Raw genomic sequence first — 16,916 nt, 5'->3', positions numbered from 1 at the left:
GGAGAGCAGCAGTGCCAGGTGCCTATCTCATCATGATCGCAACACTGCCGCGCAATGCCGCGCGATCGTCAGTTCCTCGTTCGTCGGAACGATGAACACCTCGACGCTGCTATCGCCCCGGCTGATGCGCTCGCGCCCCGCATCGTTCGCAGCGGCATCGATGCGCACGCCGAGCCAGCCAAGACGCTCGCCGATCGCGCTACGGATCTCCTTGGCATGCTCGCCGATGCCGCCGGTGAAGACCAGGCAGTCCAGTCCACCGAGCGTGGCCGCCATCATCGCGATCTCTTGCGCCGCGCGGAGGACGAAGAGGTCGATCGCCTCGCGTGCCGCAGCCGTGCCGCTCGCGAGCAGCGTGCGCATGTCCGCGGAGAGACCGGAGACGCCGAGCAAACCGGACTCGTGATAGAGCAGCTTCTGGACCTGCTCGACGGACATGTTCTCGTGCTGCTGCAGATAGAGCAGCACGCCGGGATCGATCGTGCCGCAGCGCGTGCCCATCACGAGGCCGTCGAGCGGCGTCAATCCCATCGTGGTGTCGACGCTGCGGCCATCGCGCAGGGCGCACAGGCTCGCGCCATTGCCGAGATGGGCGATTACGGTGCGCTTTGCAACGAGGTGCGGCGCGATCTCGGCGAGGCACCCGGCGATGTATTCGAAGGAGAGGCCGTGGAAGCCGTAGCGACGGATGCCGCGCTGCTCCAATTGCCTGGGAATTGCGAAGCGGCGCGCCGTCGGCGACAGGCTGTGGTGGAAGGCGGTGTCGAAGCAGGCGACTTGCGTCAGATCCGGCCGGATCGCCTTGATGCTGCGGACCGGCTCCAGACAACGTGGTTGGTGCAACGGGGCCAGCGGCGCCAGTGCCTCCAGCCTGGCGTAGACCTCGTCCGTCAGCGCCACCGGTCCGGAATAGTCCGGCCCGCCGTGGACGATGCGGTGACCGACCGCGCGCAGGCGGTGCTCGCCGAAACGCTCCACGATGAACGCCAGCACGTCGAAGAACAGATGGCCGCTGTCCCCATCCGACGCATCCTTCCGCGTCTCGAACAAATCCTCGCCCATAGGGCTCTTCACCACGAGCCTGGGCGTTGCCTCGTGCTCGTCGAGCAGGCCGCTGCAGAGCAGGGCGGGGCCGGATGCCGCGAGCTCGAACAGGCTGAACTTGATGCTCGACGAGCCCGCGTTGAGGACAAGGACCGTGTCCGACATGGCTTCAGTCGCCGGCTTCGGCCGGCGTGTTGCCGCCGGAACTGTTCGGCCAGACCCAGCCCTGAACCTCGGGCATGTCCTCGCCGTGCTCGCGGACATAGCGGGCGTGCTCGATCAGCTTGTCGCGGAATTGCTGCTTGATCCCCGCCGCTTTGGTCGCGAGACCAGGCACGCGCTCGATCGCCTCGATGGCGAGGTGGTAGCGGTCGAGCTTGTTGAGCACGACCATGTCGAACGGCGTCGTTGTGGTGCCTTCCTCGGCAAAGCCGCGCACATGCATGCCGGCATGGTTGGTGCGATTATAGGTCAGCCGGTGAATGAGATAGGGGTAGCCGTGATAGGCGAAGATGACAGGCTTGTCCGCTGTGAACAGGCCGTCGAAGTCGCGGCCGGAGAGGCCGTGCGGATGCTGTTCCCTCGGTTGCAGCGTCATCAGGTCGACGACGTTGACGACGCGGATTTTCAGGTCCGGCAGCGCCTTGCGCAGGAGGTCGACGGCGGCGAGCGTTTCCAATGTCGGCACGTCGCCGGCGCAGGCCATCACGACGTCGGGCTCTGCACTCGCATCCTCCGTGCCCGCCCAGCTCCAGATGCCGATGCCGGCATCGCAATGCGTGGCCGCATCCTGCATCGACAGCCATTGCGGCGCCGGCTGCTTGCCGGCGACGATCACGTTGATGCGGTTGTAGGTGCGCAGGCAGTGATCGGCGATCCACAGCAGCGTGTTAGCGTCCGGGGGGAAATAGATGCGGACGATATCGGCCTTCTTGTTGGCGACGAGATCGACGAAACCAGGGTCCTGGTGGCTGAAGCCGTTATGGTCCTGGCGCCAGACATGCGAAGTCAGGAGATAATTGAGCGAGGCGATCGGGCGGCGCCACGGCAATTCGCGCGTCACCTTCAGCCATTTGGCATGCTGGTTGAACATGGAATCGACGATGTGGATGAAAGCCTCGTAGCAGGAGAAGAAGCCATGCCTGCCGGTGAGCAGATAGCCCTCGAGCCAGCCCTGGCAGAGATGCTCGCTGAGCACCTCCATCACACGCCCGTCCTGCGCGAGATGCACGTCGTAGGGCTCGGTCGGCTCCATCCAGACGCGTTCGGTGGCCTCGAACACCGCGTCCAGCCGGTTTGACGCGGTCTCGTCCGGGCCCATGATGCGGAAGTTGCGCTCCTTGGCGTTGAGGCGGATGACGTCGCGCAGGAATTTGCCGAGCTCGCGCGTGGCTTCGGCGATGACGCCGCCGGGCTGCGGCACCTCCACGGCGAAGCTGCGGAAGTCCGGCAGTTTCAGCTCTTTCTTCAGGAGCCCGCCATTGGCGTGCGGATTGGCGCCCATCCGCCGCGGGCCGTCGGGTGCCAGCGCCTGAAGCTCGGGAATCAGTGCGCCGCTCGAGTCGAACAGCTTGTCCGGCTCGTAGCTGCGCATCCAGTCTTCGAGCACTTTAAGGTGCGCCGGGTTGTCGCGGCAGCCTGAAACGGGAACCTGGTGCGCACGCCAGAAGCCTTCGACCTTCTTGCCGTCAACCTCTTTCGGCCCGGTCCAGCCCTTGGGACTGCGCAGCACGATCATCGGCCAGCGCGGCCGCTCGATCGTCGTGCGTCCATCGCGGGCATGCTGCCGGATCGAGCGAATGCTGGCGAGCGCCACGTCGAGCGCGTCCGCCATGGACTGGTGCATCAATCTGGGATCGTCGCCTTCGACGAACAGCGGCTCGTGGCCGAAGCCGCGGAAGAGATTGCGAATTTCCTCGTCCCGCATCCGCCCGAGCACGGTAGGGTTGGCGATCTTGTAGCCGTTGAGATGCAGGATCGGCAGCACCGCGCCGTCATGGGCCGGGTTGAGGAACTTGTTGGAGTGCCAGGACGCAGCGAGCGGACCGGTCTCTGCCTCGCCGTCGCCGACGACGCAGGCCACGATCAGGTCAGGATTGTCGAAGGCGGCGCCATAGGCGTGCACCAGCGCATAGCCGAGCTCGCCGCCCTCGTGGATCGACCCTGGCGTCTCGGGCGCCGCGTGGCTCGGAATGCCGCCGGGGAAGGAGAACTGCCTGAACAGCTTGCGCAATCCGTCCGCATCGCGGGCGATTTCGGGATAGATCTCGCTGTAGCTGCCTTCGAGATAGGTGTTGGCGACCATGCCCGGGCCGCCATGGCCGGGGCCGCAGATGTAGATCACGCTGAGGTCCAGCGCGCGGATCACGCGATTGAGATGGGCATAGATGAAGTTCAACCCGGGCGTCGTGCCCCAATGGCCGAGCAAGCGCGGCTTGATGTGCTCGGGCCGCAGCGGCTCGCGCAGCAGCGGATTGTCGAGCAGGTAGATCTGCCCGACGGAAAGGTAGTTCGCAGCGCGCCAATAGCGATCGAGCAGATCGAGGTCGCTGCTCGCCGCTCGCGATTGTTGTTGATTTGTCATGTTGTTGCCGACCTTCACCCAGCGATCGTCACCAACTTTGTTCCGGCGCGATCGATCCGTGACGGGCATCAAACGAAATCGGGGTGACGCAGGTGTTGCGGCAGGTCAAAGGCGTGCGCCCGTAAGGTGGGCGCTACTGTGCATGGGGTTGTTTTAACGCTTTTTGGTTTGTGTTCTTGATTTGTTCCGGGCTCGTGCTATCTTCGCGTCATGAGTCCAGCGTCCTCTCATGCTCTCAAGCACCCGCCGGTCAAGGCGCCCTCCGAGCCGGCGGGTGCGGACTCTGATTTACCCGCGGACTTTCCAGAACTTGGCGTTGCCATCGACCGCACGCGCAGGCGAGGGCGGGGTGCCCAGTCCAACGCCAGCGGCCGCTATGAGGCCGAAGCGCGCGTCGCCTTCGACGATGGCTGGCAGAGCCTGGAAGAGCTGCCGCCGTTCAAGACCAGCGTCGCCGTCGACACCTCGCGCAAGGTGATCACCCGCAACGATTCTCCCGACATCGGCTTCGATCGCTCGATCAATCCTTATCGTGGCTGCGAGCACGGTTGCGTCTATTGTTTCGCGCGGCCGACCCACGCCTATCTCGGCCTCTCGCCCGGGCTCGATTTCGAGTCGAAGCTGTTGGCCAAGCCCGATGCGCCGGCGCTGCTGGAGAAGGAGCTCGCCGCGTCCGGCTATGAGCCGCGCATGATTGCGATCGGCACCAATACCGATCCCTATCAGCCGATCGAGCGCGAGCGGAAGATCATGCGCGGCATCCTCGAAGTGCTGGAGCGCGCCGGGCATCCCGTCGGCATCGTCACCAAATCGGCGCTGGTGGTGCGCGATATCGACATTCTTTCACGGATGGCCGAGCGCAATCTCGCCAAGGTCGCGATCTCCGTCACTACGCTCGATCCGAAGCTTGCACGCACCATGGAGCCGCGCGCCGCGACGCCGCCGAAGCGGCTGGAAGCGCTCAAGCAGCTGTCGGACGCCGGCATCCCGACCACGGTGATGGTCGCACCCGTGATCCCCGCGCTGAACGATTCCGAGATCGAGCGCATCCTCGATGCCGCCGCCCATGCCGGCGTCAAGGAAGCCGCTTACGTGCTGCTGCGGCTGCCGCTGGAGGTGCGAGATCTCTTCCGCGAATGGCTGATGGCGAACTATCCGGACCGCTACCGTCACGTCTTTACGCTGATCCGCGACATGCGGGGCGGCCGCGACTACGATGCGAAATGGGGCGAGCGGATGAAGGGAACCGGCCCAATGGCCTGGACCATCGGCCGCCGCTTCGAGATCGCCTGCGACAGGCTCGGCCTCAACAAGCGGCGCTCCAGGCTGACGACGGATCACTTTGCGCGGCCAAAGCGGAACGGCGATCAGCTGAGCCTGTTCTGACCGGAGAAGTGGAAGAGCTCGCATGGCCAAGGAACTCATCGTGCCGGTACCGCGGCTCACCGTGATTACGTTAGGTGTGAGCGACATCCGCACCAGCATCGCCTTCTACGACGCGCTCGGTTTCTCGCGCCGGATGAAGGCAACCGGCGAAGCCGTCGCCTTTTACGATACCGGCGGTCCGGTGCTTGCCCTGTTTCACTGGGATCAGCTTGCTGCTGATGCCACCTTGCCGGACAAGCCGCGGCCGCAGGCCTTCCGCGGCATGACGCTCGCCTGGAATTGCCGGACACGCGAGGAGGTCGATACCGTACTGGCTTTCGCGGTCAGCAAGGGAGCGCGGCTGCTGAAGGCTGCGGGCGAGACCGATTACGGCGGCTATTGCGGCTATTTTTCAGATCCCGACGGTCATGTCTGGGAGGCCGTGGTCGCGCCCGGCATCGAGGTGGGTGAAGACCGACGGGTGCATCTGGCAGCGTAGGGCCGGCCTGAATAACGGGAATTATCCTGGGTTCCCGGTTGCGCTGGCCCGGCTGGTTGCGCACGATCCCGGCCATGATTCGGGACAAGTCTGTCAGGAAGCCGGCCAGGGCCGCACCAGCAAAGGATGCTGCGACGAAGGCTACGCCTGGCAAGGCAGCCAAAGCTCCGGCTGGCAAGAAAGGCATCATCGCCATCGCGCCGCCGAGTTTCCGCCGCGAGCGCGCGCTGATCAAGCGCGGCGTCTGGCCGGTGGCCGGTTGCGACGAGGCCGGCCGCGGCCCGCTCGCCGGTCCCGTGGTGGCGGCGGCGGTGATTCTCGATCCCGATCGTATCCCGCGCGGCATCGACGATTCGAAGCGGCTGACCGCCGAGGAACGCGAAAAGCTGTTCGACAAGATCTGCGCCACCGCGCAAGTCTCGGTTGCCGTCGCCTCGCCTTCGCGGATCGACCGCGACAACATCCTGCGCGCCTCGCTATGGGCGCTCAAGCGCGCGGTGGTGGCTTTGCCTGAACGGCCCCGGCACGTGTTCGTCGACGGCCGCGACCGGCTCGACACGGAATGCGACTGCGAAGCCGTGATCGGCGGTGACGGCATCGTGCTGTCGATCGCGGCGGCATCCATCGTCGCCAAGGTCACCCGCGACCGGCTGATGTGCGCGCTGGCGCAGGACTGTCCCGGCTACGGTTTCGAGCAGCACAAGGGCTATGCCGTCCCCGAGCATCTCGACGCACTCGACCGTCTCGGCCCCTCCATCCACCACCGCAGCTTCTTCGCCCCCGTCGCCGCCGCCCGCGCCAAGCACATGCCGTGGACGGTCGAGCCGGTGCACGACCTGTTCTCGGTGACCGAGGTCGAGGTGCGGGTGGAGGCGAGCGTCGAGACCAGTGCCGCCGCAAATCTCTAGCTGATCCCGGTACAACTTCTCATTCGTCATGGCCGGGCTTGACCCGGCCATCCACGTCTTCTGCTGCCGCTCCGAAATACGTGGATGCCCGGGACAAGCCCGGGCATTACGACGTGCGGCGGTTGCCACGACCCGCAGCGCCCTTTATCAAATCAGATGTGAGCGAATAGGGCCGGCTGGACGGGTTGGCTGCATCTTTCGGACGTTGCATGCGGTTTACCTCCCTGGTCATCGAGCTCATTCGCGCCCGGCCGCGGCTGATCGTGTGGATCGCCGTGCTGCTGCAGGCTGCGATGTGGCTGTTCGTCGCGCTGGTGTTCTACCGCAGCCCGCCCGGCACCCTTGCGACGCTGCTGGCCTTCGGCCGGGAGTACCAGGTCGGCACCGATCTCGGCCCGCCCTTGCCGATCTGGCTAGCCGACATCTCCTATCGCGCCGCCGGCGGCCACATGCTGGGTGTCTATGTCCTCGCCCAGCTCTGCGAGATCGCGACCTTCATTGCGCTCTATTATCTCGCCCGCGCCGTGGTCGGCTCGCAGCAGGCGGTGCTCGCCGTGCTCTTGACCATGACGGTGCTGGCCTTCTCCTCGCCTGCGCTCGATTTCGGTCCGCTGGTGCTGGCGCGGCCGCTCTGGGCGCTGTTGCTGCTGCACTCCTGGCAGATCATCGGCCAACGCCGCGGCAATGCCTGGTTCGCCTGGTCGATCGAGGCCGGCCTGCTGTTGCTCACGACGCCTGCGGCGATCTTCCTTCTCCTGCTGATCGTCGCCTTCGCGGTTTCGACCGCCGGCGGTCGCAGGACGCTGCGCGGGCTGGATCCGCTGTTCGCATCGATCGTGGTCGCCGTGCTGGCGCTGCCCTACGCGGTCTGGCTGATGCGTGCCGAGACGTTGACGCTGCCGGCCTTGCCGCAGGCCTCCGAGCTCAACGCCCGCGCGCTGCACGCAGCCTGGCTGCTTGGTGGCCTCGTGCTTGGCGCGGCGGCGATCCCCGCATTGACTTTCCTCAACACCGGCCTGTTTGCCGGTAAGGGCGAGGAGCCGCCGATCATCTACCGGCCGCCGGTCGCGCCGCTCGCGCGCAATTTCGTCTATTTCTTCGCGGCCGCGCCCGCACTCGGGGCGGTGCTGATCTCAGGCTTGCTCGGGCTGGAATCCGTCGTCGGCGGCGCCGCCGTTGTGCTGTTGATGTCGGGCCTCGCCGTGGTCGTTGCCGCCGGCGATCTGATCGCGATGCGCCGCGCGCGAATGCTGCGCATGGTGTGGGCCGCCGCGGTCGTCGCGCCTGCCATCGGCGTCGTGCTCGCCGTCCTGCTCATGCCCTGGACCGGCACCGGGGAAATCGCGACCTCGATACCGGCGCGCGCGATCGCGGATTTCTTCGACGAGAGCTTCGCGCGTCGCACCAACCAGCGCCTGCGCGCGGTCGCCGGCGAGACTCAGCTTGCGAGCCTGATCACGCTGCATTCCGGCCGGCCGCATCTGTTCATCGACGCCGATCCTGCGCGCACGCCGTGGATGAACCAGACCAAATTCAGGGAAACCGGCGGTGTCGTCGTCTGGCGCGCCTCCGACACTGCCGGCACGCCGCCGCCGGAGATCCTGAAGCGCTTCCCCGACATCGTGCCGGAAGTCCCGCGCGCCTTCGAATGGCTGGTCACCGGCCGCCAACAGCTCCTGCGCATCGGTTGGGCGATCGTGCGGCCGAAGGGGACGTAGCGCGCTCTCTCGGTTGTCATTGCGAGGAGCTCTTGCGACGAAGCAATCCAGGATATCTCCGCGGAGGCACTCTGGATTACTTCGCTGCGCTCGCAATGACGGAGATGGAACGTCACGCGCCTTGTGCCAGCGCCTTCGCGATCGACCGCAGATCCTGCCACGCCAGCCGTTTGTAGGCCGGCGAGCGCAACAGATAGGCCGGGTGAAACGTCGGCAGCGCGCGAATGGTGCGCTGGCCGGTGTCGTAGTCGAACCAGCGGCCGCGCGTGCGCATGATGCCGTCGCGCGTCGACAGCAGCGTCTGCGTCGAGGGATTGCCGAGCGTGACCAGCACATCCGGATTCACCAGCTCGATCTGACGCTGGATGAAGGGCAGGCAGATCTGAGTCTCCTGCGGCGTCGGCGTGCGGTTGCCGGGCGGCCGCCAGGGTATGACGTTGGCGATGTAGGCGGTGGTGCGGTTGAGACCTATGGCGCCTATCATCAGATCGAGCAGCTTGCCGCTGCGGCCGACGAAGGGCAGCCCTTCGATGTCCTCGTCGCGCCCCGGTGCCTCGCCGACGAACATGACGCGCGCCTTCGGATTGCCGTCGGCAAACACCAGCCGCGTGGCGGTGTGCTTCAGCGCGCAGCCCTCGAAGCTCTGCATCAGCTCGCGTAACGCCTCCAGCGTCGGCGCGGTGCGCGCGGCCTCGCGTGCGGACGCGATCGCAACGTCCGGTGCAGGGGCGCTCTCGCCGCGCATGACCGCGGGCGCTGCGACCGGCCGCGGTGCCTCGGCCGGAGCTGCCGCGCGCGGCGGCGGCGGCGGAGCATCCAATTCCGCCAGGCGGTCGATCGGTTCCTCCGCGAGCGCGCAGTCGACCCCGGCCTCCAGATAGAAGGCGAGAAGCTCGCGGACGGTGGGTGCGGGTTCGGGGATCATGGGAAAGTCTGACTATTAGTTCAGTTTAAGGCGCCTTGCACCCCCTTGCACCCCGGCGAAACGCATTTCCGAGGTTGTCCTGCCCGGAAAAATCGGAAACAAGAGGGCGCAAATGACCAAGGACCGTCTCAAGGGCTGAGATCAGATGAGCACCGAAGAACTTCCCCCGCGCGAATCCATGGAATTCGACGTCGTCATCGTCGGCGCCGGCCCCTCAGGCCTGGCCGCGGCGATCCGGCTGAAGCAGCTCAATGCCGATCTCAACGTCGTCGTGGTGGAGAAGGGCTCCGAGGTCGGCGCGCATATTCTCTCCGGCGCCGTGATCGATCCGGCCGGGCTCGACAAGCTGATTCCGGACTGGCGCGAAGATTCCGATTGTCCGCTGAAGACGCAGGTGAAGGACGACCGCTTCTTCTGGATGACGGGCGCCGGCGCGATCAAGCTGCCGAACTTCATGATGCCACCGCTGATGAACAATCATCACTGCTACATCGGCTCGCTCGGCAATGTCTGCCGCTGGCTGGCGCGCAAGGCCGAGGCGCTCGGGGTCGAGATCTATCCGGGCTTTGCCGCCGCCGAAGTGCTCTATGACGAGGAGGGCAAGGTCAAGGGCATCGCCACCGGCGACATGGGCATCGGCCGTGACGGCAAGCCGAAGGATTCCTTCACCCGTGGCATGGAATTGCTCGGCAAGTACACGCTGTTCGCCGAAGGCGCCCGCGGCAGCCTGACCAAGCAGCTCATCAACAAATTCGCGCTGGACGCCAAGAGCGAGCCGCCGAAATTCGGTATCGGCCTCAAGGAAGTCTGGCAGATCGATCCGGCCAAGCATCAGAAGGGAATGATCCAGCATTCCTTCGGCTGGCCGCTCGACATGAAGACCGGCGGCGGCTCGTTCCTCTATCACTACGACGACAATCTCGTCGCCGTCGGTTTCGTCGTGCATCTCAACTACGACGATCCCTATCTGTCGCCGTTCGACGAGTTCCAGCGCTTCAAGACCCATCCCTCGATCCGCGGCACGTTCGAGGGCGCCAAGCGGCTCGCTTACGGCGCGCGCGCCATCACGGAGGGCGGTTATCAGTCGGTGCCGAAGCTCAGCTTCCCCGGCGGCGCGCTGATCGGCTGCGCGGCCGGCTTCGTCAACGTGCCGCGCATCAAGGGCGTGCACAATGCGATGGGTACCGGCATGCTCGCGGCCGAGCATGTCGCAGCCGCGCTTGCGGCCGAGCGCGCCAATGACGAACTGATCGAATACGAGAATGCCTGGCGGTCCTCGTCGGTCGGCAAGGACCTATTCCTGGTCCGCAACGTCAAGCCGCTGTGGTCGAAGTTCGGCACCGTGCTCGGCGTCGCGCTAGGCGGCTTCGACATGTGGTGCAACACGCTGTTCGGCGCGTCGCTGTTCGGCACGCAATCCCATCTCAAGCATGATCGTGCCACGCTCGATCCAGCCAAGCAGCACGCGCCCAAGGACTATCCGAAGCCCGACGGCAAGATCACGTTCGACAAGCTCTCCTCGGTGTTCCTGTCCAACACCAATCATGAGGAGGACCAGCCGGTCCATCTGAAGGTGACTGACATGAACCTGCAGAAGACCTCCGAGCACGACGTCTATGCCGGTCCCTCGAACCGTTATTGCCCCGCTGGCGTCTATGAGTGGGTCGAGGAGGGGACGAGCCCGCGCTTCCAGATCAACGCCCAGAATTGCGTCCACTGCAAAACCTGCGACGTGAAGGACCCGAACGGCAACATCACATGGGTTCCTCCGGAGGGGGGCGGCGGCCCAAACTACGAGGCGATGTAGGCCCAAATCCCGTCCAGCCAGGGCCAATGTGACCAAGGTTACGCGGCCCCGGTCATGTGCGCACGTTCGCGTGAGAACCGGACTACGGAAGCGGCCCGCGGCCACGATAAGGCCATAGTAGCGGCGTCTTGGGGCGCTGTTGGCGGATTCACCTGGCCGATTTGGGGCGTGCGGCGGTGATCGCCGGTCCGAATCCTTGCGGCGAAGCGCCAAAAGCGGCATTGTCGGCCTGACGGTTCCGGGTCCCGATGCCACCGGCCGCGTTCGCATGCGATACGGCCCTCTGCTGCAAACCCAGGCACTACCAACTCAAGGCGAGCCCTGATGTTTTCAAATCGTTTCAACCGCTGGACTGCTGCCGCCATCGCCTTCATGGGCACCGCGCTCGTGGCGGTCCCTGGCGCGGTCCTGGCGCAGACGCCGGATCACCCGGAGAACACGGCGGCGCAGTTTCCGACCCGAAACGATCTGAAGTCGCTGACCGGTGCCGGCAGCTATCTCGCCGCCCGCCACGCCAGTGTCGAGCGTGACGCGGCCTCGGCCGCCGCATTCTATCGCTCCGCCTTACGCACCGACCCGAAGAACAACGAGCTGCTCGACCGCGCCTTCATCTCGTCGGTCGCCGACGGCGACATCGAGGAGGCGGTCAAGCTCGCCGAGCGCATCCTCACCATCGACAAGACCAACCGTGTCGCGCGCCTCGTGGTCGGCGTGCACGATCTCAAGCTGAAGAAGTACGCGTCGGCGCAAACCAACATCAACCAGTCGATCCGCGGTCCCATCACCGATCTCGTCGCCACGCTGCTGTCGGGCTGGGCCGCCTATGGCGCGGGTGATGCCAAGGGTGGTGTCGCCACCATCGACAAGTTGACAGGTCCCGAATGGTACCCGCTGTTCAAGGACCTCCACACCGGCATGATCCTCGAGCTCTCCGGCAAGGAGAAGGACGCCGGCACGCGCTTCGAGCGCGCCTACAAGCTCGACGATTCCATGCTGCGCGTCACCGAAGCCTATGGGCGCTGGCTGTCGCGCAACAAGGATTCCGCCGCGGCGACCAATGTCTACCAGGCCTTCGACAAGAAGCTCGCGCGTCATCCGCTGATTCAGGAAGGCCTGCGCGACACCAAGGCCGGCAAGAAGATGTCGCCGCTGGTCGATTCGGCGCAAGCGGGCGCCGCCGAAGCGCTCTACGGCATCGGCGCCACGCTGACCCGCCGCGGCGGCGAGGATCTGGCGCTGGTCTATCTTCAGCTGGCGCTCTACCTCCAGCCCAGCCATCCGCTGGCGCTGCTCTCGCTCGCCGATCTCTATGAGTCGGTGAAGCGGCCGAAGATGGCGATCAAGGTCTATGAGCGCGTGCCCGCGTCCTCGCCGCTCAAGCGCAACGCGCAGATCCAGCTGGCCATCGACCTCGATTCCGCCGACCGCACCGACGAGGCGATCAAGATCCTCAAGGGCGTCACGTCGGAGGATCCAAAGGATCTCGAAGCCATCATGGCGCTCGGCAACATCGAGCGCGGCCGCAAGCGGTTCGGCGATTGCGGCGCGACCTATTCGCAAGGCATCGAGGTGCTCCCGGCCGGCAACGACAAGGCCAACAGCGTCTGGTACTATTATCGCGGCATCTGCGAGGAGCGCTCCAAGCAGTGGAGCAAGGCCGAGGCCGACATGAAGAAGGCGCTGGAACTCCAGCCCGACCAGCCCCACGTCCTCAACTATCTCGGCTATTCCTGGATCGACCAGGGCGTGAATCTCGACGAAGGCATGAAGATGATCAAGCGTGCCGTCGAGCAGCGTCCCGACGACGGCTACATCGTCGATTCGCTCGGCTGGGCCTATTACCGCATCGGCAATTACGAGGAAGCGGTGAAGAACCTCGAGCGCGCGATCGATCTCAAGCCCGAGGATCCCACCATCAACGATCACCTCGGCGACGCCTATTGGCGCGTCGGCCGCACGCTGGAAGCCAAATTCCAGTGGTCGCATGCGCGCGATCTCAAGCCCGAGCCGGAAGAGCTGCCGAAGATCGAGGCCAAGATCGCCAACGGCCTTCCGGACGACAACTCGAACTCTTCCGCGGCGCAGGCCGAGAAGAAAAAGGACGACGGCAGGGGCGGCTGAGCTGGCGCATGATCCGGAAAAGTATGTAGCGGTTTTCCTCGCGACAAACGCTGAACGCGTTTGCGCGGAGATCATGCGCAACGAGAATCTGAAGTTGGGGGCGTGTCGCCGATGTCGGCGTTGATTGAAGAGGGGCGCGCGAAGGTCAATTTGAGCCTTCGCGTCGTCGGCCGTCGTGCCGACGGCTATCATGATCTCGAAAGCGTGGTCGCGTTTGCCGACTGCGCTGACCGGCTGACGCTGGAGCCGGGCGGCGAGCTGAAGCTCATCACCACCGGACCGTTGGCTGCGGCTTGCGGCGATACCGCCGACAATCTCGTGATCAAGGCCGCTAGGCTTCTGGCCGAGGCCGTTCCCGGCCTGAAGCTCGGCGCCTTCGCGCTCGACAAGGTGCTCCCCGTCGCAGCCGGCATCGGCGGCGGCTCGGCGGATGCCGCGGCGGCGCTGCGGCTCCTGGCGCGTCTCAACGATCTGCCGCTCGATGATCCCCGCATTAAGAAGGTCGCGCTCGCGACCGGCGCGGACGTGCCGGTGTGCCTCGTCTCGCGCGCCTGCGACATGACCGGGGTCGGCGAGCAGCTGTTGCCGCTGGCGCTGCCGAGCATGCCCTGCGTCATGGTCAATCCGCGCGTGCCCGTCGCGACCCAGGACGTGTTCAAGGCGCTGGGCTTGCGCAACGGCGAGCTCTTGGTCGGCGTCACCGACGTCATCCGCGCCCCGGCCTGGCCGGAGGAGGGCGGCTCCATCGCCGATTGGATTAAGGTCCTCGAAACGGTGGGCAACGACCTCGAAGCGCCCGCGATGCGCATCGAGCCGGTGATCGGCGAGGTACTGGAAGCCTTGCGCGATTCCGCCGGCGTCAAGCTCGCCCGCATGTCCGGCTCGGGTGCGACCTGCTTTGCCATCTATGGCGCGCCGGCCGACGCCCATGCCGCCGCCGAACGGACCCGGCGCGATCACCCCGGCTGGTGGGTGCATGCGGGGACGTTGAGCTAGGTATTTCCCGGCAACGGTGCCGTAGGGTGGGCAAAGCGAAGCGTGCCCACCACTCCTATTCTCCAACTTGGATGCATGGTGGGCACGGCGCTGTGGCGCCTTTGCCCACCCTACGGCAGGTGAGCTAGCCGTTGCTTTCCGCGTCCAGCCCGAGAAACCGCCGGATCTCGCCCAACACCTCCTGCGGCTTGTCATGCTGCAGCCAGTGTCCTGCGCCGGCGATGGTCGCGATGCGCGCGTTCGGGAAATAGCGCTCCAGGCCTGCCGCTTCTGCGCCTGCCAGAAAGCTTTCGCCGGCATTGAGCAGCAGCGTCGGGCAGGCGATGCGCGACCACAGCGCGACGTGGTCGTCCGGCCAGAGCCGGTGCGGGGCGCTGGCGCGCTGATAGGGATCGAACTTCCAGCTATAGGTGCCGTCCTCGTTCTTCCGCGCGCCATGCGTGGCAAGATGCAGCGCGAGGTCGCGGGCGAGGCGCTTGTTGTGGAGCATCATCTGCGCCGCGGCATCGTCGAGGGTCGGATAGCGGCGCGGCGTGCGGTCGTGCAGCCTGTCGAGCTGGGCCACCCATTTGCCAATGCGCTCATGCACAGGCGGTTTTTGTGCATCCGGCGACATGGTCACGCCGTCGAGCACGACCAGCTTGGTGACCAGCTCGGGGAACGATCCTGAAAAGATCAGGCTCACCATGCCGCCCATGGAATGGCCGATGAGCGTGACGTCAGGCGCCGCGATGCTGCGGATTAGCTGCGCAAGATCGTACACATACTCCGTCAGCGCGTAGCTGCCGCCTTTGGTCCAGTCGGAATCGCCGTGACCGCGCAGGTCCGGTGCGATGACATGGAAATGCGGCTGCAACGACCGGGCGATGACGTCCCAGCTCCGGCAATGATCGCGGCCGCCGTGAACCAGGATGGCGACGGGCGCGCTTTCGTTGCCCCAGTCCGCGTAGTGCAGCCGCAGGCCGTGCGACTCGTAATAGCGGCTTTGTGGCTTGCTAGCCATTTGCCGGCCGCCGCGCCAGCGCAAGTGAAAGGCCGAGGCCGGCAATGAAGACGCCGGAGGATTGCGTGAGACGCCGCATCAGATGCGGCCGTCCGATCAGCTGTGCGCGCGTTGCCGAGGCCATCAGCACCACCACGACGTCCGCGAGGGTGTTCAGGGCCACCGAGATCGCACCGAGCACGATGAATTGCAGCGTGGGGTTCGATCCCGCGGGATCGAGGAACTGTGGAATGAAGGCGAGGAAGAAAGCCGCGGTCTTCGGGTTCAGCGCCTCGACCAGCACGCCGTCGCGGAATGCGCGCTTGTCGCCGATGGGCTCGCCCGCGAGCGACAGCGCGCGGCCGGCGTTGCGAAACGTCTTGATGCCGAGCCAGACCAGATAGAGCGCGCCGACGAACTTCACCGCCGCGAACAGCTCGGCGCTGGCCAGGATGATCGCGGAGATGCCGAGGCTGCCCGCGACCACGTGAACCAGTCCGCCCAGTGCCGTGCCCGCGGTCGATGCATAACCGCTGGCGCGCCCCTCCGACAAGGTCCGTGCGGCGACATAGAAGATGCCGGGGCCGGGAATGGCGGCAATGAGGACAGCGGCGGCCAGGAACAGCCAGAAATTCGGTTCGATCATGCTGTTTTGGTAACGAAGCCCGCCGCGATTGCAAGGCCTCTCGTTCAAAGACCTCCGTTCAGCCGATCCGGCGGAAGATCACGCTGGCGTTCACCCCGCCGAAGCCGAATCCGTTGGAGATGGCATGCTGCATCGGCATCGGCCGCGCGCTGCCTGCGACGATGTCGATGCCGTCCGCGCCCGGATCGGGGTTTTCGAGATTGAGCGTCGGCGGCGCGATCTGGTCACGCAAGGCGAGCACGGTGAAGATTGCTTCCAGCCCGCCGGCGGCACCAAGCAGATGGCCGGTGGCCGATTTGGTCGCGCTGACGGCAATGCCGCGGTTGCGGCCGAACAACGCGGCGATGGCGCCTAGCTCGCTCTCGTCGCCGGCCGGCGTCGAGGTCGCATGCGCATTGAGGTGCTGCACATCCGCGGGCGCAAGCTTCGCCTGCCGTAGCGCGATCTCCATGGCGCGACGCGCGCCGTCACCATCGGGCGGGCCCGACGTCATGTGATAGGCATCCGCAGTCGTGCCGTAGCCGAGGATCTCCGCGATCGGCGTCGCGCCGCGCGCGAGCGCATGGTCCAGTGCTTCGATCACCAGGATGCCGGCGCCTTCGCCCATCACAAAGCCGTCGCGGTCGCGATCGAACGGGCGCGAGGCGCGCGCGGGCGCATTGTTGAAGCCGCTCGACAGCGCGCGGGCCGCCGCAAAGCCGCCGAGGCTGACGATATCGATGCAGGCCTCTGCGCCGCCGCAGATCGCGACATCGGCTTCGCCTGATCGGATCATGCGCGCGGCATCGCCGATCGCCTGCACGCCGGCGGCGCAGGCCGTGACGGGCGTGCCCAGCGCGCCCCTAAAGCCGTACTTGATCGAGACATGACCGGCGGCGAGATTGGCGAGGAACGAGGGGATCGTGAAGGGCGAGAGCCGGCGGACGCCGCGCTGCTCGGTGATGCGCACAGCCTCCGCCATCGCCGGAAAGCCGCCGACGCCGGAGGCGATGATCGTCGCGGTGCGCTCCAGCGCGCTCGCGTTCTGCGGCGTCCATCCGGCCTGCGCGACCGCTTCGGCAGTGGCGAGCAGCGCGAACAGGATGAAGCGGTCCATCTTGCGCTGGTCCTTCGGCGCGGCTGCCTGAGCGGGATCGAAGCCGCCCTCGGCATCATCGGCCTTGTCGGGCACGCGTCCGGCAATACGCGCCGGCAGCGCCTGCGCCCATTCGGGCAACGGCCGCAGTCCGCTCTGGCCCGCGAGCAGCCGCCGCCACGACAATTCGACACCGCAGCCGAGTGGCGACACCGCGCCCATTCCCGTCACGACGATACGACGCAT

13 protein-coding genes are annotated in these 16,916 nt (G+C 65.9%); 7 read left to right on the top strand and 6 right to left on the bottom strand.

What is annotated here, in order from left to right; translation table 11 throughout:
• Positions 1 to 30 precede the first annotated feature (30 nt).
• Together BCCGELA001_RS27270 and BCCGELA001_RS27265 are read right to left on the bottom strand one after the other, a co-directional pair.
• The gene (locus BCCGELA001_RS27270) at positions 31 to 1,209 is read right to left on the bottom strand and encodes an acetate/propionate family kinase (protein ID WP_008565009.1); all 1,179 of its coding nucleotides are present in this window, start codon (positions 1,207 to 1,209) and stop codon (positions 31 to 33) included.
• Positions 1,210 to 1,213: 4 nt separating this feature from the next.
• Complete coding sequence (locus tag BCCGELA001_RS27265; RefSeq protein ID WP_060737867.1) at positions 1,214 to 3,628, bottom strand: phosphoketolase family protein; 2,415 nt, start codon at positions 3,626 to 3,628, stop codon at positions 1,214 to 1,216.
• Positions 3,629 to 3,838: 210 nt separating this feature from the next.
• On the opposite strand from BCCGELA001_RS27265, the gene BCCGELA001_RS27260 reads away from it, so the two are divergent.
• From BCCGELA001_RS27260 to BCCGELA001_RS27245, 4 genes are all read left to right on the top strand, one after another.
• On the top strand, positions 3,839 to 5,014 hold the full coding sequence (locus BCCGELA001_RS27260) for a PA0069 family radical SAM protein (RefSeq protein ID WP_008565005.1): 1,176 nt from the start codon (positions 3,839 to 3,841) through the stop codon (positions 5,012 to 5,014).
• Positions 5,015 to 5,036: 22 nt separating this feature from the next.
• On the top strand, positions 5,037 to 5,492 hold the full coding sequence (locus tag BCCGELA001_RS27255; RefSeq protein WP_008565004.1) for a VOC family protein: 456 nt from the start codon (positions 5,037 to 5,039) through the stop codon (positions 5,490 to 5,492).
• A 74-nt stretch (positions 5,493 to 5,566) separates the two neighbouring features.
• Entirely contained in the window at positions 5,567 to 6,400 is an 834-nt protein-coding gene (locus BCCGELA001_RS27250; protein ID WP_060737866.1) for a ribonuclease HII, read from the top strand.
• A gap of 209 nt (positions 6,401 to 6,609) precedes the next feature.
• Positions 6,610 to 8,118: a glycosyltransferase family 39 protein gene (locus BCCGELA001_RS27245; RefSeq protein WP_008565002.1), complete on the top strand. Its 1,509-nt coding sequence runs from the start codon at positions 6,610 to 6,612 to the stop codon at positions 8,116 to 8,118.
• A 112-nt stretch (positions 8,119 to 8,230) separates the two neighbouring features.
• Here the strand turns inward: BCCGELA001_RS27245 and BCCGELA001_RS27240 are convergent, their stop codons facing one another.
• The gene (locus BCCGELA001_RS27240; protein WP_060736733.1) at positions 8,231 to 9,043 is read right to left on the bottom strand and encodes a uracil-DNA glycosylase; all 813 of its coding nucleotides are present in this window, start codon (positions 9,041 to 9,043) and stop codon (positions 8,231 to 8,233) included.
• Between the two features lie 145 nt (positions 9,044 to 9,188).
• Here BCCGELA001_RS27240 and BCCGELA001_RS27235 point away from each other — a divergent pair, with 145 nt between their 5' ends.
• The 3 genes from BCCGELA001_RS27235 (at position 9,189) to BCCGELA001_RS27225 (ending at position 13,967) form a co-directional block, all read left to right on the top strand.
• Complete coding sequence (locus BCCGELA001_RS27235) at positions 9,189 to 10,850, top strand: electron transfer flavoprotein-ubiquinone oxidoreductase (protein WP_060736732.1); 1,662 nt, start codon at positions 9,189 to 9,191, stop codon at positions 10,848 to 10,850.
• A gap of 324 nt (positions 10,851 to 11,174) precedes the next feature.
• A complete protein-coding gene (locus BCCGELA001_RS27230; protein ID WP_008564982.1) occupies positions 11,175 to 12,971 on the top strand; it encodes a tetratricopeptide repeat protein in 1,797 nt (598 codons plus the stop codon).
• Positions 12,972 to 13,082: 111 nt separating this feature from the next.
• Positions 13,083 to 13,967: a 4-(cytidine 5'-diphospho)-2-C-methyl-D-erythritol kinase gene (locus BCCGELA001_RS27225; protein WP_060737864.1), complete on the top strand. Its 885-nt coding sequence runs from the start codon at positions 13,083 to 13,085 to the stop codon at positions 13,965 to 13,967.
• A 124-nt stretch (positions 13,968 to 14,091) separates the two neighbouring features.
• Here BCCGELA001_RS27225 and BCCGELA001_RS27220 read toward each other — a convergent pair whose 3' ends face one another.
• From BCCGELA001_RS27220 to fabF, 3 genes are read right to left on the bottom strand one after another with little or no spacing between them, the layout of a single operon-like run.
• Positions 14,092 to 14,970: an alpha/beta fold hydrolase gene (locus BCCGELA001_RS27220; RefSeq protein ID WP_060736731.1), complete on the bottom strand. Its 879-nt coding sequence runs from the start codon at positions 14,968 to 14,970 to the stop codon at positions 14,092 to 14,094.
• Entirely contained in the window at positions 14,963 to 15,595 is a 633-nt protein-coding gene (locus BCCGELA001_RS27215) for a LysE family translocator (protein ID WP_060736730.1), read from the bottom strand. The genes BCCGELA001_RS27220 and BCCGELA001_RS27215 overlap by 8 nt, the downstream gene beginning before the upstream one ends.
• Before the next feature lie 58 nt (positions 15,596 to 15,653).
• Entirely contained in the window at positions 15,654 to 16,916 is a 1,263-nt protein-coding gene (gene fabF / locus BCCGELA001_RS27210; protein WP_060736729.1) for a beta-ketoacyl-ACP synthase II, read from the bottom strand.

It is taken from the genome of Bradyrhizobium sp. CCGE-LA001, from assembly GCF_000296215.2.
Classification (GTDB): domain Bacteria; phylum Pseudomonadota; class Alphaproteobacteria; order Rhizobiales; family Xanthobacteraceae; genus Bradyrhizobium.
This window is presented reverse-complemented; position numbering and strand designations above follow the sequence as displayed.